Source organism: Solibacillus sp. FSL W7-1436, from assembly GCF_038007305.1.
Taxonomy (GTDB): Bacteria; Bacillota; Bacilli; order Bacillales_A; family Planococcaceae; genus Solibacillus.
In genome coordinates this window covers 557,353-579,925 of record NZ_JBBOWV010000001.1, presented here as the reverse complement: position 1 = coordinate 579,925, position 22,573 = coordinate 557,353, and the positions used below count along the sequence as shown (strand labels likewise).

Here is a 22,573-nt window from a genome sequence, read left to right as displayed (position 1 = left end):
ATAAATAGAATTCCAATAAAAATGCGTAAATCATTAACTTGAGAATGTTTACGTATTTTTATTGTGCTTCTAAACTACAAATTAAAATTTTTTCCATATTTTTGGTTTAGATAGGTTTAATAGATCGTTTCATTGTGTATTTACATAATATAACACTTTGTAAATTATTGTATTTGGTTAATATAAAAAATTATAAATAATGAGGAGAGATTCCCAATGAATAATATTTTTGAAAAAGTAAATATCCGAAAAAATGTTGAAACACTTAGAAATGCTATGATTAAGTCTGGTATGGAAAATGGTTTAAACCATCCAACGACTGTTAGTTTAAGCCAAAAATTAGATAAGTTACTAAATGAATACACTGTCATTTTCAGCAATGAAGTTAGTGCTTAACAATCGCTCGCATCCCTAATAACATAAAGTAACCAAAAGACGCGAATGCTGTGGGAAACTACGACTTTCGGGTCTTTTTAGCGATGGTCGAAATTTTATAGCTGTTATTAGTCTAATTTTAAAAATTGATTTTGCTATGAATTTTGCAAACCAAGCTATATAATGTGCTCCAAGTATAAATAGTATCCCGAATCCTTATTTTTACATTTTAACGTTTTAATTGTAAACTGGTTTCATCAGGGGGGGAGCTATGAAAAAGTATATAATGTTGTTCTTAATATTACCGGCATTACTGTTATCAGCTTGCGTATATAATGAAGAAGAAAAAATGCAAGTTTACTTAGAAAAAAATAGTGAAATATTTTATAAGTTTTCAGTGAATGATTTTAAAGAGGGAAACTTATATATAGAGGTTAAGATGCCACCCAATTTCGAAAGATGGAGCAATGAAGCTGTAGAAAATGATTTTACTATTGAAGTAAAAGCAATATTGGAAGCTGTAAAGAAATATTCTGAGAAACATTTAGATGAAGTAAAGGATGTTTCTATTTACATTGTCACATTCGAATCAAACAAAACCGTTGCAGAAATAAATGTAAACAAGAATACGTTATTAGCGAATAATTGGTTGGAATTAGATAGACTTGAACTATCTAAAATTGTGGATAGCTACAAATTTGATGGTGTATCTAATTAGTCACTCAACTATATACCATACATAAAGTATCCTAATAACGGTGAAAGAAATTTTGGTAGTTTTATGGTAATGTTATCTGAAAAGCAGGTGAGCTAAATGGGATTCTTATTAAAACTTTTTAGGATTTTCTTCATTTTTTGTAGTTCCGATTGTGATCGTAGGGGCTATTTTTAAAAATATCTATATAAATATAGATACAGGTGCTGAAAAATATAGTTGGATTAGTTTAATTGCAATTTTTATTTTTATGTATGTATTATATCGAAACAAATATCAATTTAACGGATGGGATGAGCGAAAAGATAAAGAAAAGTTATCAAAAGGTATTTCATTAACCCTTATAACTCTTTCAGCAATTTTACTTTCGTTACCGCTTATTTTTAGCTATTTAAATATTTAAATCTCCCTTAATAAAACCGGTAACGTTGTTGTAGCAGCGTTTACCGGTTTTTATGTGCGCCCGGCATGCGTACGAACTATAGGGTGCAAGTCCCGAACCCCGAAGACAGAAGTAGAGGTTAGCCAAGAGCAAGGGTGTCCGTGGTGACGCGGAATCTGAAGGAAGCTGGAGGCAAAACACCGGTCCGAGGAACACGAATCTCATAGAAGGCTAGGTGTGATTGGATGAGTTTGCATAACAAAACAAAGTCCCTTCTGTCGAAGGTCATATTTAGTAAATGAGGCGGATAGATGGTGTGAAAGTGCGTACGCTTACCCGGGGAGGTCTGACAGGAATGTGAAGTACCCTTCATAACCTACTTGGTGACAAGTAGCTGAACTGTCAGAAGTCAGCAGAGGTCATAGTACAAGTAAGTCTAGAATTACTTGGAAGGACTGAACAATTAAGAGAGAATAGCCCTTGGCTTTCCAACCTGGACGGATGAACACAGAAAACAGGAGAAACCTCACGCTTAGAAAGTAGTGGTGAATCCCACGAGGGTATTTGCGGAGGGTGTAGTCCAGTTGGGCAAGAGAAGAACAGCTATTCACGGAAAGGAACAAAATGGTGATGTTGAATCAAATTTTGGAACGGCAAAACATGATACAAGCATTAAAGCGAGTAGAAGCGAATAAAGGAAGCCATGGAGTAGACATGATGCCCGTACAAACCTTACGACAGCACATCCTCGAAAATTGGGAAACCATAAAATCGCAGATTTTGAATGGTACCTACGAACCGCAACCAGTCCGTCGTGTCGAAATCCCGAAACCAGACGGCGGTGTGCGTCTATTAGGAATACCAACCGTGACGGACCGTTTGATTCAGCAAGCCATCTCGCAGATTTTATCAAAAGAATATGACCCAACATTTTCGGACCACAGCTATGGATTCCGTCCAAATCGGAGTGCTCATGATGCGGTGAGGAAGGCAAAAGGCTATTTAAAAGAGGGATACCGATGGGTAATTGATATGGATTTAGAGAAATTCTTTGATAAGGTTAATCATGACCGCCTAATGGGAACATTAGCAAAACGAATTTCAGATAAACCGTTATTAAAACTTATTCGTAAATATCTCCAAGCGGGTGTCATGATTAATGGAGTAATTTCAAGTACAGAAGAAGGGACCCCTCAAGGTGGTCCTTTAAGTCCGCTACTTTCTAATATCGTCTTAGATGAACTCGATAAAGAGCTAGAGAAACGAGGACATAAATTCGTTCGCTACGCAGATGATTGCAATATTTATGTGAAAACCGAACGTGCTGGATTACGGGTGATGGCAAGTGTACAGCGATTCATCGAGGGTAAACTTCGTTTAAAAGTAAATGAAAAGAAATCAGCAGTAGACCGTCCATGGAATCGTAAATTCCTAGGTTTTAGTTTTACGAATCATAAAGAACCGAAAGTTCGCATTGCGAAATTAAGTCTCGTACGAATGAAGAAGAAAATACGAGAAATTACCTCAAGAAAGATGCCTTATTCCATAGAATACCGAATTGAAAAGTTGAACCAATATCTGATAGGGTGGTGTGGATATTTCGCTTTAGCGGATACTCCTTCAATATTTAAAGCATTAGATGGATGGATTAAACGAAGATTACGTATGTGTCTATGGAAGAATTGGAAGAACCCCCGAACAAGAGTCAGAAATCTTATTCGTTTAAAAGTACCTTATGGGAAAGCATACGAATGGGGAAACACCCGAAAAGGGTACTGGCGCATTTCTAAAAGCCCCATATTACACAGAACCCTCGGCAATTCCTATTGGGAAAGCCAAGGGCTGAAAAGTCTGCAAGTTCGTTATGAAACTTTGCGTTATTCATCTTAATTGAACCGCCGTATACGGATCCGTACGTACGGTGGTGTGAGAGGTCGGGAGTTAATCACTCCCTCCTACTCGATTGGTACGTGTTTATACGGAAATGCAAACGGGTAATACTGCAATTGCTGATCAATGAGGATTAATCGGCTAGAGGTTGCATTATTTGAATTCCATTTCCCCCTCATTTCTTATAAATGATTTGAAGTGCTTGTTTAAAATTAGCAAGTGTAATACTACCGAGTGAGGAGATATCATTTTGAAAAAAGTGTTGGACCATGTATTTTTCAAGATGTTCCACAGAAGTGATGTTAGCTTGTAAAACGAGTTGCATATAAGCTGTGAAAAATTCGACTGATTTATCGCCCGATTTGTGTATACGCATCAGTTTTGGTCACTAGCAAACAATTGAATTTTTGTTTCAATCGCATCGCGCACTGTTTGAAATACAAGCCATTTTTCTTCTTCAGTTCCACTCGCTTTTGCTGGATCATCGAATCCCCAATGTTCACGTTTTACATGCGGTGGTGTAACTGGGCATTTGTCGGCTGCATCACCGCACAGAGTCACAACTAGTGTTGCGTTACTTAAAATGTCTTGGTCAATGATATCCGAAGTTTGCTTTGAAATATCAACATCTTTTTCAGCCATTGCTCTGACAGCGTTCGGATTTAATCCATGTGCTTCAATCCCAGCACTTTTGATGTTCCAATCTGGTAAATACTTTTTGGCAAACCCTTCAGCCATTTGTGAACGGCATGAGTTGCCGGTACATAAGAAATATAACGTGTTTTTTTTCATATTAAATTAAGCTCCATTCATTAAAAAATAGCTAGTGTGATATAAAGACCGAATAAAGTAAACAGTAAAATGGGTATCGTTAATATAATCCCTGTCCTGAAATAGGTACCCCAGGAAATTTTAATGCCTTTCCCTGAAAGTACATAAAGCCACACAAGAGTCGCAAGAGATCCGATTGGCGTAATTTTTGGTCCAAGGTCCGAACCAATAACATTTGCATAAATAAGTGCTTCTCGTAATGTGCCATTGGTAGTCGTTTCAGCAATTGCTAAAGCATTGACCATCACAGTCGGCATATTATTCATAACAGATGATAGAAATGCTGCAATAAAGCCCATACCAACTGTAGCGGCAAATAAACCTTGGTCTGCTGTCCATTCAATAAGTTGAGCAAGTACAGATGTCAAACCTGCGTTCCCTAAGCCGTAAACGACAACATACATACCAATTGAGAAGAAAACAATATTCCAAGGCGCACCTTTCACAACAGCTTTTGTATCAACAGCTTTACTTTGACGTGCCATTACTAAGAAGAAGATTGCAATTACCCCGGCAACGAGTGAAACGGGTACGCCAATCCATTCGCTTGAAAAATAACCAATCACTAATATTCCTAGTATGAACCAAGATAACTTAAATAGTTTCATGTCATTGATGGCAAGACATGGTTCTTTTAGCATTGCTTCGTCATATGCGCGTGGAATCGACTTGTTAAAATACAGGAGTAGCACAACTATGGTTGCCACAAGTGAGAATAAGTTAGGAATAAACATACGTGATGCATATTCGACAAAGCCTATGTTAAAGAAGTCCGCAGAGACAATATTTACTAAATTACTAACGACAAATGGTAAGCTCGTTGTGTCAGCAATAAAACCACTTGCCATAATGAATGGGAAAATCATTTTCTCACTGAATTGTAAGTTACGAACCATCGCTAAGACGATCGGAGTCAAAATCAGAGCAGCTCCATCGTTGGCAAACAATGCAGCGACAATAGCACCGAGTAAACTAACGTATACAAACATTTTGATACCGCTACCTTTTGCAGCACGCGCCATATGCAAGGCAGCCCATTCAAATAAACCAATTTCATCTAAAATTAGTGAGATTAAAATAATGGCAATAAATGAGAGGGTTGCATTCCAGGTAATGTTGATGACAGTTCCAACATCAGAGAAATCCACAATCCCCACAAGTAAGGCGATGACAGCGCCAGCCATGGCAGACCATCCAATATTCAGTCCCTTTGGTTGCCAAATTACGAAAATTAATGTTGTGATAAAGAGAATGCTTGCTATTAAGAACATGAATTTCCTCCACAATTACACCCATCATCAGCTTGTAATTCGCTAATTACAGCTTCTACAATAGGGGAAAGCTGTTCTGCAATTCGGTAATATTTCCACGTACCTTTTTTTCTTTCTAAAATGATGCCCGCATCTTTTAACTTTTTTAACTGTTGACTCACAGCAGGCTGTGAAATGCCAAGTACTTCAACAAAATCACAAACGCATACTTCACCTTTTTTCATACAAGCCAAGAGCGTAAGGCGATTTTTATCTGCTAATGCCTTTAATTGTGTTTCTAATAAATCCAAAGCGACCTCTCCAATCCGTTATATAAGCATTTACTTATTTAATGTATCATCCCTTTAAATATAAGTAAATGCTTATGTAATTAAAATAAAATCGTTCATCGCCTTTATGATGAATGATATCCATTTTATAGTACAATAAGTTTAAGTTGCATTATTGAACAAATTTGGCAGAAGTGTTGCGGAATAATATAAATTTAGAGGTATATCTTCACATTATAAAATAGGAGGGATTAGGTGGAAGTTTTCGGAACTATGGGATTTATTTTTGGGATTATTGCTTTTACTACAGCTTTGACGAATAGCAATAAAGTAAAAGAACTTGAAAAAAGAATTGAAGATTTAGAGGGCAAATCGTGAACGATGTCTCAACAGTTGTACTCTAAAAGACAAACGCTGCTACAGCAACGTTTGTCTTTTTTGATGGGAATGAATTCTAAATCGGATGAGTGTTTCTCCTATTCCAAATTTAAATTCATACCGCAAATTCCCACCCCCTTATGCAAGCAAGCGCTGTTTAGCTTTGCCTGTTCGCGGGAACTTGAAGTACAAGAGTATTGGGGGAATTACAATGGAAAAAGTTCAGAAGAAATGGAACAGCTGGAGCCGCAGAAGAAAAGTGATAAGCGTTCTTATACTTCTTTTGATTTTGCTATATATAGGGGTCATGCTATGGCATACGTATAAACCGTTGCCGAAAGGTATTTCCTATGAAGGAGAGCTGCATCGAACAGACGATATTGAAATGATTACGGATTTAACTTATGCGCAAGACCAGGATGGAACGAACCGGAAACATGAGAATCATATATTTGATGAAGTTTATACATTGATTGATGAAGCCGAGCAGTTTGTCGTGGTGGATTTCTTTTTGATGGATGGGTATTTCGATGAAGAGGAAGATTTCCCGCCAATCGCGGACAGCCTTTCTGACAGGCTAGCCGAGAAAAAGAAAAACAATCCGGATATGCCGGTTATTTTCATTACCGATCCGTTAAATAAGGGCTATGGTTCCTATGAAACGCCGTGGTTCAAGAAGATGCGCGAAGCCGGGGTGGAAATTGTCTACACCGATTTAGAGCCGCTAAGGGATTCCACGCCGATTTATTCGGGCTTATACCGGTTATTTTTCCAATGGTTTGCCCGTGAAGGGGAAGGATGGATTGCCAATGCCATGTCGAGCAAAGCACCAAAAATGACCGCATCCTCCTATTTGGAACTGCTCAATGTGAAGGCCAACCACCGTAAAGCGGCCATTTCGGAAAAGGAAGCGATCATCACATCATCAAACCCGCATGATGCAAGTGGCTTCCACGGAAATCTTGCGTTGAAAGTAACGGGACCTGTCATAAACGATATTCTGGAGACAGAAGAAGCGGTGTCGCTCATGTCGGATGGCCCGGAATTGCCGAGGGCGGATATACCTCAGCAAGAGGACAGCCAGTATGCTGTACAGTATTTGACCGAGAAGAAAATTTTGGATGCCTTGCTTGAAGATCTGGAGGCGACAAAAGAGGGAGATGAAATTTGGGTTGGTATGTTCTTTGTTGCCCAGCGCGGAATAGTCAATGCTCTAACAGATGCCGTAAACCGTGGTGTGCAGGTGAATATGATTCTAGATCCAAATGAAAACTCATTTGGCCAGGAAAAGTCCGGTCTGCCGAATCGACCGGTCGTGAATGAGCTGCTTGAAGATACAGATGAACAAATCAACATTCGCTGGTACAATACCGTAGTCGGTCAATACCATACAAAAGCCATCTGGATTCAAACACCGGAACAAACCATCATTTCAAGCGGTTCTTCCAACTATACGGAGCGAACATTGGATGATTACAATCTGGAAAATAACGTCCGCATTCTCGCTCCGAATGATAGTGCGCTCGTCTTGGATATGGAACAATATTTCAAGCGACTTTGGGAAAATGAAGATGCACTCTACACTGTAGGTGTGGAAGAATATCAGGATAATCTGTCCTGGTGGCAGCGCTGGATTTACGCCGCTCAAAAAGCGGTCAAAGTTACGACTTATTAACGAAAAAAAGGAGATGGCTGAATTAAAGTGTACCCTTTGTAAAGGACATTTTGAAAAAGGTTAGGCAACTTGTTGAAGCTGCTGTCTGTACTTTACAGGCGGCAGCTTTTTTAAATTCCACTGACCCCGATAATGATTGTAGTACGTCATATAACTTTTGATTTCTTGCTTTACGTCTTCTAATGTTTCACACTCTTTGATGTATGCCTCATCTTTAAAATGACCAAAGAATGATTCCTGGGGCGCGTTGTCCCAACAGTTGCCTCGACGTGACATCGATTGACCTAAGCCCATTTTCTTTACGAAAGCCTGGAATTGTGGATTTGTATAATGAAATCCTTGATCCGAATGGATAAAGGCATCTTCTGCTAAATGCGTGTGTTTTCTTAATTTCTTCAATGTGTTCAGAGCGATGTCCAAGTGTAAAGAAGACGACACTTCATAAGCGAGAATTTCATTTGTTTCTGCGTCTTTAACCGTAGATAAATAAGCACGTTTGCCATTTCGATACGTCAAATACGTGATGTCTGTTAATAACACTTTCCCAGCGACACCTTGTTTGAAATTTCGTTGTAATTCATTCGCGCAAGTGCGGTGTTCTTTCGTTGCTTTCGCCATACGACGATAAGGATTTGCCTTCCGAATTGGACAGATGATGCCAAATTTTTTCATAATGCGGCGAATACGCTTTAAGTTATAATTGATGCCATAGTGGTTTTGAAGTGTCATTTTAATTTGACGCGCTCCTTTATGACGTCTTCGAAATCGATAAGCTTTTAAAATTTCTTCTTTTACGATTTCATCTGCTTGGTGTTTCATCGTTCTTTTTTGAATTGATTGCTCTTTATAGTAGTTATAATAACCTGAACGTGATACCTCCAACACTTCGCAAAGATAGCTCACCATTCGCTTTAAGTTATATTTTTTAATGGTTTCATGAATTAATTCGAATTTTAATTCTGGTGCGAGTTTTATTTCTTTTTCAACATCTGCCTTTCGAGTAGATCGAGCTTTTTTAGCAGTTCATTTTCCGCTTCTAGTAAACGCATTTTTGCTTCAAGTCGAGTGTATTTTTCTTCTATACTTAATTCTCGTTCAAGAGGACGTCCTGAACTATGTTTTCGCGTATCTTCCAAACCGCTGGCGCCATGTTTTTTATAAGCCGTTCTCCAGCGAGTAGCTGCCTTATGAACACGTGTTATTCCGATTACTTCAACGTCAAATCCTGCTTCCTCAAAAATTTCTCGTGGCAGTTTTCCTGTTTCAGATTGTGCAATAAATAATCGTTTAAATTCATCTGTGTACGTAATCGCTTTATCGCTCACTGCTTTTACATAAGGGTTCATTTTTAATTCTGTTTGTTGGTGAGAGGTTAAAAATTTTTTAGTCATAATTATAGCTCCGAATCGTTTTTTTTCATTATAAACAAAAAGCACCCTATAAGATGACCTTTTTTCAAGTGTCTATCTTATAGGGTACATTTTAAATGTGCCCGTCTCCTTTTTTTCATTCAGATTCTAATCATCAGTTTTCAAATACTGTTATTTCTTTAGCTTCAAAAGATGGCCTTTTAGAATCGGCAATTGCTATTGGCTCTTCAAAATATACTGAAACCATATCATTAATAGTTAATTCATCAAATGTTACTATATCACCAGCCTGAGTTTTAATAATCGTTTCTTCGGTTATTTTTATAGCACAGGAATGGCCTATGTCATCTTTACTGTTAATGGATTTTCTGACTAAATCGGAACACCCGACATTGATATGATTTTCTCCAATAGAGGTAATGTCTCCGTAAATGGAATTTGCTTCATTTGAACAAGCGGTTAAAAAAATGAAACTGATGATAAAAATTAATTCCTTTATATGAAACACTTCCATATTTCGGATAAGTATTTTTATTATCCCTCATTTTGTAATGAAAAGGGAACGATACTTAGCAGGAAAATAAAAAAACAGCGGGAAGCTTGTCTCCCGCTGTTTTTATAATTCGACCAATATAAAACACTGGTCATCGTGATTATATTTACTATATATATTTTCTTTGTTTTCGAGTGCATGTTGAATCGTCTCTTTTGTTTTTGCCAATGGACTTGAGCTGGTGTCGTTCAGCAAATGATTTAATGTGTTCAGCTCAAATGCTTCCGAAACGCCGTCTGTATACAAAAGAATTCTTGTCCCGGGTTTATAGTGTAAAGTTCTTGATTTAAATTGAATATTATCAAATGTTCCTAATGGCGGATTCGTTGTACTTAATTCATGCTGCGCCCCGTTTTTCCCTTGCACGATGGCAGGGGGGTGACCTGCATTAATATATTCAATCGTCTGTTCACTAAGATCGATATTTAAGTAGATCGCTGTACAGTAATGCCAGGCGTCTTCATTATTTTGAAATAAGTTGTGCAGAAATTGGTCCAACTCTTTTAACACCATATCGGGTGCTACACCTCTGGATATCAACTTCTGGAACATTGATTGAAGAGACATCGTTATTAAAGCAGAAGAAACACCGTGCCCCATAACATCCAATAAAATAATACCGTATTTTTGCGGCGTTATTTGATAAAATCCGAAAATATCTCCGGATAAAGATTTGGATGCATGATAATAGGACAGGATCTGAATATTGTCATTGACGATATCTTTCGTTAATGCGGTTTCCTGAATTTTTTTGGCTATCTGTAAATCACGTTCGGTTTCTCGCATGATTTTTGTATTGATTTGATTGGCCTGCAACAAATCCTGTTGCTTTATCTCCAATTTCAAAAGGGCCTGCTCTTTTTCTAAATACGCATCTTCCGTCATTTTTCTGGCGTTGATGAGTGCGTCTTCCAATGCACTCCGGTTACGGACCGGGAAAATGACGCCGATTATCTGATTATTATCCTGGAAAGATGCGTTTAATAAGATAGGAATTTCTTCTTTCATCACGGTTAGTAATGTCAGGAACATTTCCTCGACAGCGTGCTTCACTTTAATCAGCGGTACTAAATAAAGCTGGCAAAAAATCTGAGATGAAGGAGATAACAGCACATTAAAATGCTGCCCTATAAGATGCTCAGAAGTTTCATAGTGCAGCAAATTCAGCAATGTCTTGTTGATAGTAAGAATTTTTCCGTCTGATGATAAAGTGATAAAACCGCAAGGAGCGTTTTCTATGAGTTCATTCATTTAAACTTCCCCAACGCCCTCACCGATAAGTGGCGCAGATTGCTCCAATAAATAATTTTTTATTAATTGAATTGTTTCCTCCGGGTCGCTCATATGTGGACAGTGACCGATTGCCTTCATATAGGCAATCGTACTGTTTGGCATATTCTCATGCAAGTACTCGCCAACTACCCTTGGCGCAATGACGTCTTCAGAACATTGTAAAATAAGGGACGGGACAGTAACGTTCGAAAGATCTTTGCGATTATCCGTAAAGAAACAAGCCTTTGCAAATGTATTCGCAAATAAAGGATCTGTTGAACAGAAACGATTCTCCAAATCTTTTGCGACACCTGCTTTTGCAGTATTGTTCAATAAAGTAATCGAGAAAGCATTGGCCCAGCCTATATAGTTTTTTTCCATTAGATCTATTAAATTGAGTAAATCTTTCTTTTCAAAACCACCGAAGTATGGTGGATCATTTACATAACTTGGTGATGGAGCAATCATGATCAATCGTGAAAAATATTCCGGTTTCGATATAGAAGCCAGTAGACCAATCATACTGCTTACCGAGTGGCCGACAAATACAGCATCCTTTAAATCGAGCGCCTCACAAATATCTAACAGATCCTGTACGTAACCGGACAGTTCTCCATATTTCATAAAATCAAAAGCTGTTATATCTGAATTTCCAAAGCCGACATAATCAAATAAAATTACTTGATAATCCTCTTCAAAAGCAGGGAAAACATCATTCCATACCGTTTGGTCACAACCGAATCCAGCAGCGAATATTAATGGTTTTTTGCCTTTTCCACGAATATGTACGTTATTCCGCTTTATCGTTTTTTGGATCATGAACAACACTCCCTTCTAATATTACGAAAAAAATATTTTCATTCTATTAACTTGTAATTTTGGATGAAATAAGAAGATAAGTAAAGGGAAAAGCCTTATTATCATAGGTTTATGATACTTTTTATGCTTTAAATGATAAGATTCTTTTCGTTACTTATTCTATTAAGGATTATTATTGCAATAAAATATCCATTTATTTTTTGGAATGTGCTACATTATAAGAAAAAAGTGTTAATTAAGAGAGGGTAAACCAATAATGGGTTCGCAATTGACCATGTATATAACGCTTGTTTGTACGTCGGGAGTACTGAATTTGTACTTATGTCTCTATGCTTTTAGCAAACGTCATAAATATACGAATATCGCAAATTATTTTATTTTCTATACAGCAACCATCAGCATTTACTGTTTTGCATCGGCTATGATTTTAATATCGACGACGCTCGAACAAATCAGTTTCTGGAATACCATTCTCTATATCGGGATGCCTACATCAGCGACATTGGGCTTACTGTATGTCATGAGCTATTTAGGCTTTAAGTTGACGGTTAGAAGAAGTATGCTCATCCTTTTGATACCGTTTATTACAATTATAATGGTAGCGACAAATAACTGGCACCATCTTCATTATCGAGTATTTGAACTGGACCCGAATTTAGGGGCGCCTTTTGTTTACCAGGAGATTGGCATTTGGTATATGGTGCACGGTGTCTACACATTTGCCAGCATGTTTATTGCGTTTTTGCTGTTGATATCCCGTTGGAAGGAAACGGCGAAGATCTACCGTCCGCAATTGATTGCGTTGATGTTCGGCCAGCTTGTTCCGATGGTGACGGCCTTTCTTTATTTGAACGGGTTAACCCCTGCCGGAGTGGATCCGGTACCAATGGTTTTATGGCTTTCTTCATTATTATACTTGTGGGCGATCAGCACATCGCGGCTGTTTCGGATTATGCCGATTGCGAAAGATACAATCTACAATAGTATTACGGACGGGGCCATCGTATTGGATGCATCCTACCGGCTCATCGAATTCAATCAAGCTTCGAAAGTGATACTGCCAAATTTGAACAAGTCGATGTTCGGCAAAAACTTCGTGAAATTTTGGAAGGAACAGACGGGGGAGGCCCTGCCATTCAAATTGACGCCCGATATTGCGGACGTTCAAGAAGTAAGGTTATGTTCCGAATATGCTGACCGGGTTTACCAAGTTCGTATTACTTTATTGGAACAAGCGAGAAACAGTAAAGGTCTGTTGTTGGTTTTTACGGATATTACGGAAATCAAAAGGCTGCAGGAAAAACTGGAGCAGCAAGCTTATTATGATGAGCTGACGAAAATTTATAATCGCCGCGCATTTTTACAGCAAAGTGAGCTGGATTTTGTGGCAGCTAAGGAAACAGGTATGCCATTCACGGTCCTATTGATGGATATCGATCATTTTAAACGGGTGAATGATACGTACGGGCATCATATTGGCGACCAGTTGCTCGTGCACGTCGTAAATGCTTGCCAAACAAAATTGCTGGAAAGCCATTTCTTCGCGCGATACGGTGGAGAGGAATTCGTCATTGCGCTGAAAGGGTTCAATGAAGGAGAAGGTGAAATATTAGCAAACCAACTTCGAACTGCAGTTGAGCAGGCACCGCTCATGACAGAAGCAGGAAATCTATCTGCTACGTTAAGCATTGGTGTCGCGGAAGTAGTGGACTGGACAGAGGAAACACTGTATCAGCTACTGCATAAAGCAGATACCGCTTTATATGAGGCAAAAGAAGAAGGACGTAACCGCGTGAAAGTGTATGAGGCGAGTGAAGGCGTAATTAGTTGATTTGAGTGAAACCGGCATGGAGAAATTCATGCTGGTTTTTTATGTTGAAGGGTGCGGTGATTGATTGGCAAGTTGAAGGGACGGGTTTCTCGTTCGATGAATAAAAGCCGATTCGTACGTGAACTTGTACGAACCGGCTATTTTGAATGGTATTAGGTGAAGCTAGTACTTAGTTAAAGATTACATTCCGCCTGTTACAGGAATAGATTCACCTGTAATTGCCCCAGCCCCCTCAGAAGCTAAGAATACAGCAGTTTTGCCGATTTCAGATGGCTCAAGTAAACGTTTGATCCATTGCTTACCTAAGATGTGGTGTGCTACTGCTTCTTCTTCAGTAGTGCCATCTTTTTCAGCTAAAATTGGAATTTGTTTTTCTATTAATTCTGTACGTACTGGACCTGGCTCGATACAGTTAACAGTAATTCCGTTTGTAGCGTTTTCCAATGCTACTACTTTAGAGAAACCAGTTTGTCCTGCTTTAGCAGCACAGTATGCTGATTTGTAAGCATCCGGAATACGACCGTGAGCAGATACGATGTTAATGATACGACCGAAGTTTTGAGCTTGCATTGATTTTAAAGAGTGTTTTGTCATTAAGAATGTACCTTTTAAGATAACATCGTTTAATAGATCCCATTTTTCTACGGGGAAATCTTCTGTTTTGCTGATGAATTGTAAACCAGCGTTGTTGACAACTACGTCTACAGATCCACGCTCAGCAATTACAGCGTCAATAGCAGTTTTAACTGAAGTTTCATCAGCAACATTCACTTTGTAACCTTTTGCGTTTCCTAATTTTTCAGCAGCAGCATGTGCAGCTTCTTCATTTAAGTCGAAAATAGCTACATAGTCACCGTTTTTGATAAATTCTTCTGCGATTGCATATCCAATACCTTGAGCGGCACCTGTAACAAGTACTGTACGATTTGTTGTTTTCATTATATATACCTCCGAAAGTGATTAATGTAATTTATATAGTATTGGAAAGTACTCTCACCTTCTCCAATGGTTTGTTAGTATAAGAAAATCCCGATTAATAATGCAGCAATTAATGCTAAAAGGTTTGGTACTGTCATTGTAATGAACGAGTATTTGAATGCTTTTTCATGTGTTAATTTTGTTAAAGCAAACGTTGATAAAATTGCTCCGGCATGTGGTAAACCAGTAAATACAGCCGAACTGATTGCAGACATACGGTGCATTGCATCTGGGTTTACACCCATTTCTAAATAAGGATTTGCGAACGCTTCCATTGTAATCCCTAGACCACCAGAAGCTGACCCGGTAATTGCACCTAATGCAGATGATGCAATTGTTAAACTAATTAACGGATTTCCAGGAATATTTAAGATGAAATCCGAAATTGCTCCGAAACCTGGTGCCAACGTTATTACAACACCAAAACCGACTGATGCGGCAGTAAAGAAAATCGGAGTAATCGCACCATTTGCTCCTAAGCTGACCGCTTGTTTATGTGACGGCATAAAGCGATGGAAAACAATTGCTGACACGATTACGCCAGCACCCAAACCGATTAGTACGATATTTGGTACTTTCATTGCACTACCTACAAAAATAATAACGATTAAAATTAAGATTGGTAAAATACTTAAGAAGAAAGAAGGGATGTTTTCTTTAAGTGCCAGTTCCTGTGAATCTTCTTCTGCTTCGAATTTTTCATTTTTAGCTAAACTTTTGTTCAATGCATAACGCATATAGAAAATACCTGCAATGATTGCGATTATAGTAGCGACGATACCCATTAAAGGTGCCGCTGTAACAGTTGTTCCTAAATAATTTGTAGGTACAACGTTTTGAATCGAAGGTGTACCTGGCATCATGGTCATGGTAAATGTACCAATCCCTAGAAAAACAGGAATCACAATTAAGTTCCATGCGATATTTAATTGTTTAAATAAAGGTTTTGCTAATGGAATAACAACGAATAATACAACGAATAAACTAATGCCACCAAAAGTTAAAATAGAGCTGATTAAGAAAATTGCGATTAATACAGGGAATGGTTTATCTGTTCCTGTAATAGATAATACTTTTTGTGCAATTGCTTGGGCTGCTCCACTCTTTTCAATATATTGGGCTAAAATTGACCCTAATAAAAAAATAGCAAAGAAATTAACGATAAATCCTGTAAGCCCTGTCATAAATGAAGCTTCGGAACCAATAAGCGACGGAAAGAAATCCATACCGTTTGTAACAATGACGATAATCGACGCTATTGGTGCAATAAATACAATGCTGTAACCTTTCATAGCTAAAAAGATGATGAATATGATTGCAACAATAATACCTAAGGTACCCATGTTGTATGCCTCCTAATTTAATGATTTCTGTATGTCAAGAAAATAATTTTGAACACAACTTAAATTATGTACGAAATTTGTCCGGTTTTAAAATACTTTTAAAGCTATCTTAACTATAACTAAATAGTTATAGAGAAATACGGGCCAATTTAAAAACAGCCCCGATTACTTTTCATTTAAAAATCATGCTATAATTACTCATCAATCATAAAGGTTTAGGGAGTGCTATTTATGAAGGAAGATTTATCATTAGAGTATTTAAAGGCGATCCGAGAATACGGCAATATATCTCATGCAGCGAATGCTCTATTTGTATCTCAGCCTTATTTAAGTACTTTTATGAAGAATTTAGAAAGTAAACTTGGAGTAGAACTTATAAATCGGCAAGTAACACCGCTGACTCTTACGTATGCAGGAGAGCTTTATATTTCATATATGCAAGAGATTCATGAAATGCATGAGTTTATGATGCGCGATCTCGAGGCGTTAACGGAATTAAAAAAAGGTAGAATAGTTATTGGAATTAATCCGATATTAGCTTCACATATGCTTTATGATTTTCTACCAGAGTTTATGGACAAATATCCTGGCATTGAAATTCAGTTAGAAGAAGGTACTGCCAATGAAATGGAAACACTAACTTTACAAAATAAAATTGATATTTGTATTAATATGTTGCCAATCAAAAATACGGGGCTTGTTTATGAGAAGTTATATGAAGAGAATATTTATTTAGTTATTCCGAAAGGGCATAAATTCTATGAAGAAAATATTAAAGAAATCAAACATATACCATTTCCTCCGTCAAAACTAAATCATCAAAAGTTTATTTTATTAAAGCCAGGGTTAGGATTACGTCGTTTAACGGATAATATTTTTGAACAATATGCGATAAGCCCGACAATAACTTTAGAAACGAATAATATTGAGAATGCATTTCGTCTTGCAAATAAAGGGATGGGAATGACAATTATTCCCGAATGTATTATTACAAGAGATCAACTGGAGATAGAATCCAACTTATATACGTTAGGCAATCCTGTGTATAGAAATAGTGTTGTCATTAGTTATAAACAGGACGCCGTTTTATCTCCCGCAGCATCTGCTTTTGTAAAGTTTACAAAGAAAAGATATATGCAATTTTAGTGAAGTACTCATAGTTAGAGCCAGCAAAAAAAGAACGAATTCCCAATGTGGAAATCGTTCTTTTTTTATGTTCTGAAATTGGACGATAACCAATTAGTTATAGAGCGGATAATGGAATTAGTATGAGTGAAAGTGTCGTAATTGTGACATAATCTCTAAAGTATCAGTTAATAAAAACGATTACATTTTAGCGTTTTTAGTAAAATGTTTTCTGCTAAAAGGAGTAAAAAACTATGGAAATGATCGGACCTTTAGGTATAGTAATAGCGATTATCTTTATCATATTGATAGCTATGAAAGGATATAACATTCTTTATATCGCACCGATAGCATCAATTATTGTAATTTTAACAAACCAAATGGACTTCTTCTCTTCTCTAATCGGCAAAGAGAATTCATATATGACAGGTTTGACAGGATTTGTTGTGAACTTTTTTGCAGTGTTTTTACTTGGTTCAATTTTGGCCAAGTATATGGAACAGAGTGGGGCTGCTCAATCTATTGCCCAAAAAGTATTATCATATACTGGAACAGAAAAGCCGTTTTCTGTGTTAGTAGCAATTTTCTTAATAAGTTCAATTCTTACATTCGGTGGTATAAGTTTATTTGTAGTGTTATTCGTTATTATTCCACTAGCAAGACCCTTATTTAAAGAATTAAATATTGCTTGGAATTTAATTGTCATCCCTGTTTACATAGGAATTGGTACATTCACAATGACCATGTTACCGGGAACACCTTCTATTCAAAATGTTGTACCAATCCCATATTTGGGGACAACTTTGACGGCGGCACCTCTTTTAGGGATTATCGGTTCTGTAGTAGCTGTAACATTCGGATTATGGTATATGAGATATACATTAAATAAGAGTCTTGCGAATGGGGAAACATATGCCCAATTTAACGCAGATGATCAATCTACAAGTGAGTTAAAAGAGAAGACTCCTTCATTTATTATGAGTATTCTCCCGATTTTGCTACTTATGGTAGTGAATTTAACAGGAAGTGCATTGGAAATTCCAAATACAATTTTAATCGGTTTAGGATTAGCGGTAATTGCATGTGCTATTTGCTACCACAAGTATATTCCTTCTCAAAAGGTAGTCTTGAATGAGGGGGGGCAAAGTTCAATTAATCCAATTTTCCTTACTTCATCAGCAGTAGCGTTTGGGATTGTTGTAACAACAGCACCGGGCTTTAAATTTATTTCTGATTTAATATTAGGTATTCCTGGTGACCCGCTTGTTAGCTTATCGGTTGCGGCCGGTGCACTATCAGGAATTACAGGATCATCATCAGGAGCATTAGGTATTGTAATGGAAGTGTTTGCGAAAACTTATTTAGCGATGGGTGTGAGCCCTGAAGCAATGCACCGTGTAGGGGCAATTGCATCTTCCGCATTAACGATTATGCCGCACACTGGTGTTGTTTTATCATTGTTGGCACTTACAGGATTAACGCACAAAAACAGTTTCAAGTACCAGTTCATTAGTATGACATTTGCAAACATATTTGCTCTGATAGCGGTAATTATTGCAGCTATTTTAATCTATTAAATTTTATATTTACGAATTTTATCTAAAGGCGCTATTCAATTAGCCTCAATAAAAACGGATCTGGAAATGAGTGTTTTCCAGATCTGTTTTTTTGATTATAGAACGACTGCAGATAAGAGGATGGCATTTTATAAGGGGAGACAGCGATTGCCTTTCCCCTTTTAGTATGAACAACTGCTACCTAGACTTAGGGGAATATGTTAGCATAGTAAAATAATGGCTATACAGATTACAGGAGGTTTGTTATGAATCAAGTAAAATCGAAGGTAATTTCTATTAGATTTGGTTTCATCATATCTCTAATGATATGTGCAGGTTTTTTACTTAGAAATATACAGCTTATTATGAATGAGCCGTCAGTCGCTGCTAAATGGTTAGCTGGAATTTCTTTTATCCTGTTTTCGTTTTTGTTCATCGTCTCGTTATGGGCGACAATCAAACATTTTAAAGGAAAAGATACTTTGGAACATCATACATAAACAATTTTTCAAGAAGGGGGATTGTGATGATTGGATATATTTTAACAGGGCTTTTGTTAATCTTTACGAGTAGGAAATTTTATAAATATAGGGCGAATTTTAAACAACTTTCAAAAAAAGAATGGCTACAATTTGGTGCATCTTTTTTACTGGCATGGGCTGGAGCTGTTTTCATCATTATAGGGGGTTCCAATATAACGGATATGATTGAAATCGCATGGTTAAAGAACCTTTTGGAAATTGGATTGATTTTGATTGGATTGGCTTTCGCAGGAATCATTATGAGTAAAGTCTTGCCGAAAAAAATCAAGGAGATTTATTCGTGAGATTAGTGAAACGAGGAATTGAAAATGGATGATATGATGGGGTTTTCAGTAGTTGGAATTATAATTGCTTGTTTAATTTATGCTTTAATTAAACAAGTTATAGAGACAAAGCACAGCGGTAGCGGCGTGGGCAGTCGGATGATTCGTAAACAATTAGTAAGAAAAAATATAGTGATGACAATTGCGTTACTTGGGATTCTAGTATTTTACACGTTAAATATTGTGAGCGTGATCGCTTCCTTTATCCCGGTATCAAACAGCTTGACTGTACTCGGGACTTGGTTGAGTTTTGTTGTATATTTTTATGCAAGGATAGTAATGAAACCAAAGCAGGTTGATCACAGTAGGAATTTATATAATTAAGCTTTTAGAGGTAGGGGAGTGCTGCGATGAGAGAACGCTTTTCAAATTTAGACGAAGATGATCGACTCGGAACATTTAAGGATGTCCTGAAATGGCAGCGATCAAAACAAAAGAAGATCGTTGATTACGAAGTACCGCAGTGTGAAGATAAGCAGGTTGCGTTTTTACAAAGTAACCGCTCGGAGCAAACTGTTACGTGGATTGGCCACTCGACATTTTTAATTCAAAAAGAAGGGCTTAATATTTTAACGGATCCGGTTTGGGCAAATTGGATGGGCGTGGCGAAACGGTTAACGAAGCCGGGTTTGCAGTTAGATGAGCTGCCGGATATTGATATCGTACTTATCTCGCATGCGCATTACGATCACCTGCACGTACCGACGTTAAAGGCATTGAAAAAACGAAACCCGGATTTATTATTTCTCATTCCGGAAGGGCTCGGTTATTTGATGAAGCGTCATAAGCTACGCAACTTTACCGAGCTATCATGGTATGACAAGCATGAGGCAGGGACGCTTGAAATTCATTTCGTTCCCGCGAAGCATTGGACAAGACGCATGCCGTGGGACACGAATACATCGCATTGGGGCGGCTTCGTATTGCAAACGGCATCGGATGCGCAAAGTATTTATTATGCCGGAGATAGCGGGTATTTTAGAGGCTTCAAAGAAATCGGCGAACGCTTCAATATCTATACAGCATTAATGCCGATCGGTGCATACGAGCCGGAATGGTTTATGCATGCCTCTCACGTGACACCGGAAGAAGCGATCCAGGCGTTCTGTGATGTCGGGGCAAAAGTGTTTATTCCAATGCATTACGGTGCGTATATGCTGGCGGACGATACACCGAAAGAAGCGATTGACCGGCTGCATGTTCATTGGCAGCGAGCGAGTTTAGAAGATGTGGAGTTGAAAATGTTGACGATTGGGGAGACGTATAAATAGACCCCTTGACGAAAAAACAGGTTCAAAGTAAAGTAATGTTAAATTCATCAAGCATTAGGTGCCCGTTAAGGGAGAATAGGGAATAAAGTGAAAAGCTTTAGCGTAATCCCAACACTGTATGGAGGAGTTTCATAGCAAAACCCACTGGATGTCAATCTGGGAAGGAGCTAGGAAACTGTGAATCTGAGCCAGGAGACCTGCCTAATATGCTTACTGTTTATAGACACTGGATATGTCTGTAGTTTATTTGTGTTCGAATAAACTGCAGGCTATTTTTATTGTCAAAATTCATATTAATGGGGGAAACGAAACATGAAATTACTACAGCAGACACTTGAACAAATTCAGGAAATCGACCGACAAATGGAAGCAGCCGCACGACAGTACATAGACTCTTTAGCCAAACCGCCGCAAAGTTTAGGAAAGCTCGAATCATTGGCAATGCAGATCGCCACAATTACCGGGGAGCTTGCGCCGAAAATCGATCACAAAGCGATGATCGTCATGGCAGCGGACCACGGTGTGTATGAGGAAGGGGTAACACCGAACCCGCAAAGTACAACGGTTTTCCAAACACTATCGTTTCCGAAAGGGACGACAGGGATGTGTACGATTGCCAAAGTTACGAATGCACAAGTCATCCCGGTGGATATCGGTGTAAAAGAAGACTTGCCTCAAGATGCCGGGGTCATCATTAAAAAGGTGAAATACGGGACAGACAATATGGCAAAAGGACCTGCGATGACGCGTGAAGAAGCGATCCGAGCGATTGAAGTCGGGATTGAAGTCGCAACAGAAGCCATTCAAAGCGGTGTCAATCTAATCGGTACAGGGGAAATGGGCATTGGAAATACGACACCGAGTGCTGCGGTGCTTTCGGTACTTCACGACTGTGATCCGCTGGAAGTAACGGGTTTTGGAGCTGGTGTCGGGGCTGGCGGCATCGAATATAAAGCCGAAGTTATCCGAAAAGCGATTGCATTGAATAAGCCGAATGCGGATGACCCGATTGATGTTGTGGCAAAAGTAGGCGGGCTGGAGATTTGCGGGATGGCGGGAATTTTCCTTGCAGCTGCAGCGAATCGTGTGCCGGTCGTAGTTGATGGGTATATTTCAACAGTTTCGGCATTGATCGCCTATAAATTGAATCCGAATGTGAAAGCGTATTTGATTCCATCGCATTTATCGGAAGAGCCGGGCGCAAAAATCGCGGCCGAACTTTTAGGACTGGAACCGATGCTGCATATGAATATGCGGCTTGGGGAAGGATCTGGTGCTGCACTGGCGTTCCCGATTCTTGATGCGGCGTGTTCGATGATTACGAATATGGTCACACTGGAAGAAGCGGCAGCGCTTATAGTAGCGAAGTAGAGAAGTTATTCAAAAAGTAAAATTAATAAAATAAATTTTAAGAAACGGGCTACATTAAAAGTAATAACTACTTTTAGTGTAGCTTTTTTTATAAATAAAACGTTCCTGGAAAATAAGTGCAGTTTTTCAGTCTATTCCATTTGTTTTACCAGTAAATTATCTAATAAGCGGAACTCCCGTCTCATGTACAAAGCGGGGAGAACTCAAAAGAAAGCCCTATCCACTCCTCGTAAATGCAATGTGTGACCAAAACACTCAAAGTAATGAATAGAACTTGACTTAATTTTACAGAAAATTCAGTAAAAATCAAGCAATTGTCCTGTCAAATGCATGCCCTCTGTAATATCCTATATTAACTACATGTAAAAACATCTGTGAACTGTTAAAAATAGTTAAAAAAGTGCTTTTTTCATGGAACCTGGAATAAAGTAAC

At 38.2% G+C, this 22,573-nt stretch carries 23 protein-coding genes and 1 riboswitch; of the genes, 14 read left to right on the top strand and 9 right to left on the bottom strand.

Annotation, left to right across the window (positions count from 1 at the left end):
* Positions 1-216: 216 nt before the first annotated feature.
* The 4 genes from MKX73_RS02910 to ltrA all read left to right on the top strand — a co-directional run bounded on the left by MKX73_RS02910 (position 217) and on the right by ltrA (position 3,362).
* Positions 217-396, top strand: coding sequence for an aspartyl-phosphate phosphatase Spo0E family protein (locus MKX73_RS02910; protein ID WP_339173196.1), 180 nt, complete (start codon positions 217-219; stop codon positions 394-396).
* Between the two features lie 250 nt (positions 397-646).
* Complete coding sequence (locus MKX73_RS02905) at positions 647-1,093, top strand: hypothetical protein (protein WP_340716215.1); 447 nt, start codon at positions 647-649, stop codon at positions 1,091-1,093.
* A 151-nt stretch (positions 1,094-1,244) separates the two neighbouring features.
* Positions 1,245-1,493, top strand: coding sequence for a hypothetical protein (locus MKX73_RS02900; RefSeq protein ID WP_340716214.1), 249 nt, complete (start codon positions 1,245-1,247; stop codon positions 1,491-1,493).
* Between the two features lie 606 nt (positions 1,494-2,099).
* Positions 2,100-3,362 (top strand): group II intron reverse transcriptase/maturase, encoded by a 1,263-nt coding sequence (gene ltrA, locus MKX73_RS02895; protein WP_340718832.1) that lies wholly within the window; start codon positions 2,100-2,102, stop codon positions 3,360-3,362.
* 375 nt (positions 3,363-3,737) lie between these two features.
* Here ltrA and arsC read toward each other — a convergent pair whose 3' ends face one another.
* The 3 genes from arsC to MKX73_RS02880 are packed head-to-tail and all read right to left on the bottom strand — an operon-like array spanning position 3,738 to position 5,754.
* Positions 3,738-4,154, bottom strand: a complete 417-nt coding sequence (arsC, locus tag MKX73_RS02890; RefSeq protein WP_340716213.1) for an arsenate reductase (thioredoxin) — start codon at positions 4,152-4,154, stop codon at positions 3,738-3,740.
* A 20-nt stretch (positions 4,155-4,174) separates the two neighbouring features.
* Positions 4,175-5,464, bottom strand: a complete 1,290-nt coding sequence (locus tag MKX73_RS02885; RefSeq protein WP_340716212.1) for an arsenic transporter — start codon at positions 5,462-5,464, stop codon at positions 4,175-4,177.
* Positions 5,455-5,754, bottom strand: a complete 300-nt coding sequence (locus tag MKX73_RS02880; RefSeq protein ID WP_340716211.1) for an ArsR/SmtB family transcription factor — start codon at positions 5,752-5,754, stop codon at positions 5,455-5,457. Before MKX73_RS02880 ends, MKX73_RS02885 begins: the two co-directional genes overlap by 10 nt.
* A 234-nt stretch (positions 5,755-5,988) precedes the next feature.
* Between MKX73_RS02880 and MKX73_RS02875 the strand changes: the two genes are divergently transcribed.
* A complete protein-coding gene (locus tag MKX73_RS02875) occupies positions 5,989-6,111 on the top strand; it encodes a hypothetical protein (RefSeq protein WP_340716210.1) in 123 nt (40 codons plus the stop codon).
* A gap of 211 nt (positions 6,112-6,322) precedes the next feature.
* Entirely contained in the window at positions 6,323-7,786 is a 1,464-nt protein-coding gene (locus tag MKX73_RS02870; RefSeq protein WP_340716209.1) for a phospholipase D family protein, read from the top strand.
* Between the two features lie 60 nt (positions 7,787-7,846).
* On the opposite strand, the gene MKX73_RS02865 is transcribed toward MKX73_RS02870, so the two are convergent.
* The 4 genes from MKX73_RS02865 to MKX73_RS02850 all read right to left on the bottom strand — a co-directional run bounded on the left by MKX73_RS02865 (position 7,847) and on the right by MKX73_RS02850 (position 11,800).
* A protein-coding gene (locus tag MKX73_RS02865) for an IS3 family transposase (protein WP_340716208.1) occupies positions 7,847-9,177 on the bottom strand; the annotation gives its coding sequence in 2 pieces (ribosomal slippage) (positions 7,847-8,793 and positions 8,793-9,177; 1,332 coding nt in all).
* Between the two features lie 133 nt (positions 9,178-9,310).
* Positions 9,311-9,664, bottom strand: a complete 354-nt coding sequence (locus MKX73_RS02860) for a hypothetical protein (RefSeq protein WP_340716207.1) — start codon at positions 9,662-9,664, stop codon at positions 9,311-9,313.
* A gap of 108 nt (positions 9,665-9,772) precedes the next feature.
* Positions 9,773-10,960, bottom strand: coding sequence for a SpoIIE family protein phosphatase (locus MKX73_RS02855; RefSeq protein WP_340716206.1), 1,188 nt, complete (start codon positions 10,958-10,960; stop codon positions 9,773-9,775).
* Positions 10,961-11,800, bottom strand: a complete 840-nt coding sequence (locus tag MKX73_RS02850) for an alpha/beta fold hydrolase (RefSeq protein WP_340716205.1) — start codon at positions 11,798-11,800, stop codon at positions 10,961-10,963. It lies immediately after the preceding gene.
* Between the two features lie 256 nt (positions 11,801-12,056).
* Here MKX73_RS02850 and MKX73_RS02845 point away from each other — a divergent pair, with 256 nt between their 5' ends.
* Positions 12,057-13,631 (top strand): histidine kinase N-terminal 7TM domain-containing diguanylate cyclase, encoded by a 1,575-nt coding sequence (locus tag MKX73_RS02845; RefSeq protein ID WP_340716204.1) that lies wholly within the window; start codon positions 12,057-12,059, stop codon positions 13,629-13,631.
* Between the two features lie 180 nt (positions 13,632-13,811).
* On the opposite strand, the gene MKX73_RS02840 is transcribed toward MKX73_RS02845, so the two are convergent.
* Together MKX73_RS02840 and MKX73_RS02835 are read right to left on the bottom strand one after the other, a co-directional pair.
* Positions 13,812-14,570, bottom strand: a complete 759-nt coding sequence (locus MKX73_RS02840; RefSeq protein ID WP_340716203.1) for a 3-hydroxybutyrate dehydrogenase — start codon at positions 14,568-14,570, stop codon at positions 13,812-13,814.
* A gap of 74 nt (positions 14,571-14,644) precedes the next feature.
* On the bottom strand, positions 14,645-15,952 hold the full coding sequence (locus MKX73_RS02835; protein ID WP_340716202.1) for a GntP family permease: 1,308 nt from the start codon (positions 15,950-15,952) through the stop codon (positions 14,645-14,647).
* A 231-nt stretch (positions 15,953-16,183) separates the two neighbouring features.
* Between MKX73_RS02835 and MKX73_RS02830 the strand changes: the two genes are divergently transcribed.
* The 7 genes from MKX73_RS02830 to cobT all read left to right on the top strand — a co-directional run bounded on the left by MKX73_RS02830 (position 16,184) and on the right by cobT (position 22,140).
* Positions 16,184-17,098 carry a LysR family transcriptional regulator gene (locus tag MKX73_RS02830; protein WP_340716201.1) on the top strand — a complete coding sequence of 305 codons (915 nt, stop codon included), beginning with the start codon at positions 16,184-16,186 and terminating at the stop codon, positions 17,096-17,098.
* A gap of 233 nt (positions 17,099-17,331) precedes the next feature.
* Complete coding sequence (locus MKX73_RS02825) at positions 17,332-18,654, top strand: GntP family permease (RefSeq protein WP_340716200.1); 1,323 nt, start codon at positions 17,332-17,334, stop codon at positions 18,652-18,654.
* 245 nt (positions 18,655-18,899) lie between these two features.
* On the top strand, positions 18,900-19,133 hold the full coding sequence (locus MKX73_RS02820) for a hypothetical protein (RefSeq protein ID WP_340716199.1): 234 nt from the start codon (positions 18,900-18,902) through the stop codon (positions 19,131-19,133).
* 26 nt (positions 19,134-19,159) lie between these two features.
* Positions 19,160-19,459: a hypothetical protein gene (locus MKX73_RS02815; RefSeq protein ID WP_340716198.1), complete on the top strand. Its 300-nt coding sequence runs from the start codon at positions 19,160-19,162 to the stop codon at positions 19,457-19,459.
* 24 nt (positions 19,460-19,483) lie between these two features.
* On the top strand, positions 19,484-19,822 hold the full coding sequence (locus tag MKX73_RS02810; protein WP_340716197.1) for a 4-aminobutyrate aminotransferase: 339 nt from the start codon (positions 19,484-19,486) through the stop codon (positions 19,820-19,822).
* Positions 19,823-19,848: 26 nt separating this feature from the next.
* A complete protein-coding gene (locus MKX73_RS02805) occupies positions 19,849-20,769 on the top strand; it encodes an MBL fold metallo-hydrolase (RefSeq protein WP_340716196.1) in 921 nt (306 codons plus the stop codon).
* Between the two features lie 41 nt (positions 20,770-20,810).
* Positions 20,811-20,988, top strand: a riboswitch (cobalamin riboswitch).
* Positions 20,989-21,081: 93 nt separating this feature from the next.
* On the top strand, positions 21,082-22,140 hold the full coding sequence (gene cobT, locus MKX73_RS02800; protein WP_340716195.1) for a nicotinate-nucleotide--dimethylbenzimidazole phosphoribosyltransferase: 1,059 nt from the start codon (positions 21,082-21,084) through the stop codon (positions 22,138-22,140).
* Positions 22,141-22,573 lie beyond the last annotated feature (433 nt).

Bases quoted from the DNA above. Each gene is read 5' to 3' on its own strand.
- MKX73_RS02910 (WP_339173196.1), top strand. From the start codon at position 217: ATGAATAATATTTTTGAAAAAGTAAATATCCGAAAAAATGTTGAAACA.
- MKX73_RS02905 (WP_340716215.1), top strand. From the start codon at position 647: ATGAAAAAGTATATAATGTTGTTCTTAATATTACCGGCATTACTGTTA.
- arsC (WP_340716213.1), bottom strand. From the start codon at position 4,154: ATGAAAAAAAACACGTTATATTTCTTATGTACCGGCAACTCATGCCGT.
- MKX73_RS02885 (WP_340716212.1), bottom strand. From the start codon at position 5,464: ATGTTCTTAATAGCAAGCATTCTCTTTATCACAACATTAATTTTCGTA.
- MKX73_RS02870 (WP_340716209.1), top strand. From the start codon at position 6,323: ATGGAAAAAGTTCAGAAGAAATGGAACAGCTGGAGCCGCAGAAGAAAA.
- MKX73_RS02855 (WP_340716206.1), bottom strand. From the start codon at position 10,960: ATGAATGAACTCATAGAAAACGCTCCTTGCGGTTTTATCACTTTATCA.
- MKX73_RS02850 (WP_340716205.1), bottom strand. From the start codon at position 11,800: ATGATCCAAAAAACGATAAAGCGGAATAACGTACATATTCGTGGAAAA.
- MKX73_RS02845 (WP_340716204.1), top strand. From the start codon at position 12,057: ATGGGTTCGCAATTGACCATGTATATAACGCTTGTTTGTACGTCGGGA.
- MKX73_RS02840 (WP_340716203.1), bottom strand. From the start codon at position 14,570: ATGAAAACAACAAATCGTACAGTACTTGTTACAGGTGCCGCTCAAGGT.
- MKX73_RS02835 (WP_340716202.1), bottom strand. From the start codon at position 15,952: ATGGGTACCTTAGGTATTATTGTTGCAATCATATTCATCATCTTTTTA.
- MKX73_RS02830 (WP_340716201.1), top strand. From the start codon at position 16,184: ATGAAGGAAGATTTATCATTAGAGTATTTAAAGGCGATCCGAGAATAC.
- MKX73_RS02825 (WP_340716200.1), top strand. From the start codon at position 17,332: ATGGAAATGATCGGACCTTTAGGTATAGTAATAGCGATTATCTTTATC.
- MKX73_RS02820 (WP_340716199.1), top strand. From the start codon at position 18,900: ATGAATCAAGTAAAATCGAAGGTAATTTCTATTAGATTTGGTTTCATC.
- MKX73_RS02815 (WP_340716198.1), top strand. From the start codon at position 19,160: ATGATTGGATATATTTTAACAGGGCTTTTGTTAATCTTTACGAGTAGG.
- MKX73_RS02810 (WP_340716197.1), top strand. From the start codon at position 19,484: ATGGATGATATGATGGGGTTTTCAGTAGTTGGAATTATAATTGCTTGT.
- MKX73_RS02805 (WP_340716196.1), top strand. From the start codon at position 19,849: ATGAGAGAACGCTTTTCAAATTTAGACGAAGATGATCGACTCGGAACA.
- cobT (WP_340716195.1), top strand. From the start codon at position 21,082: ATGAAATTACTACAGCAGACACTTGAACAAATTCAGGAAATCGACCGA.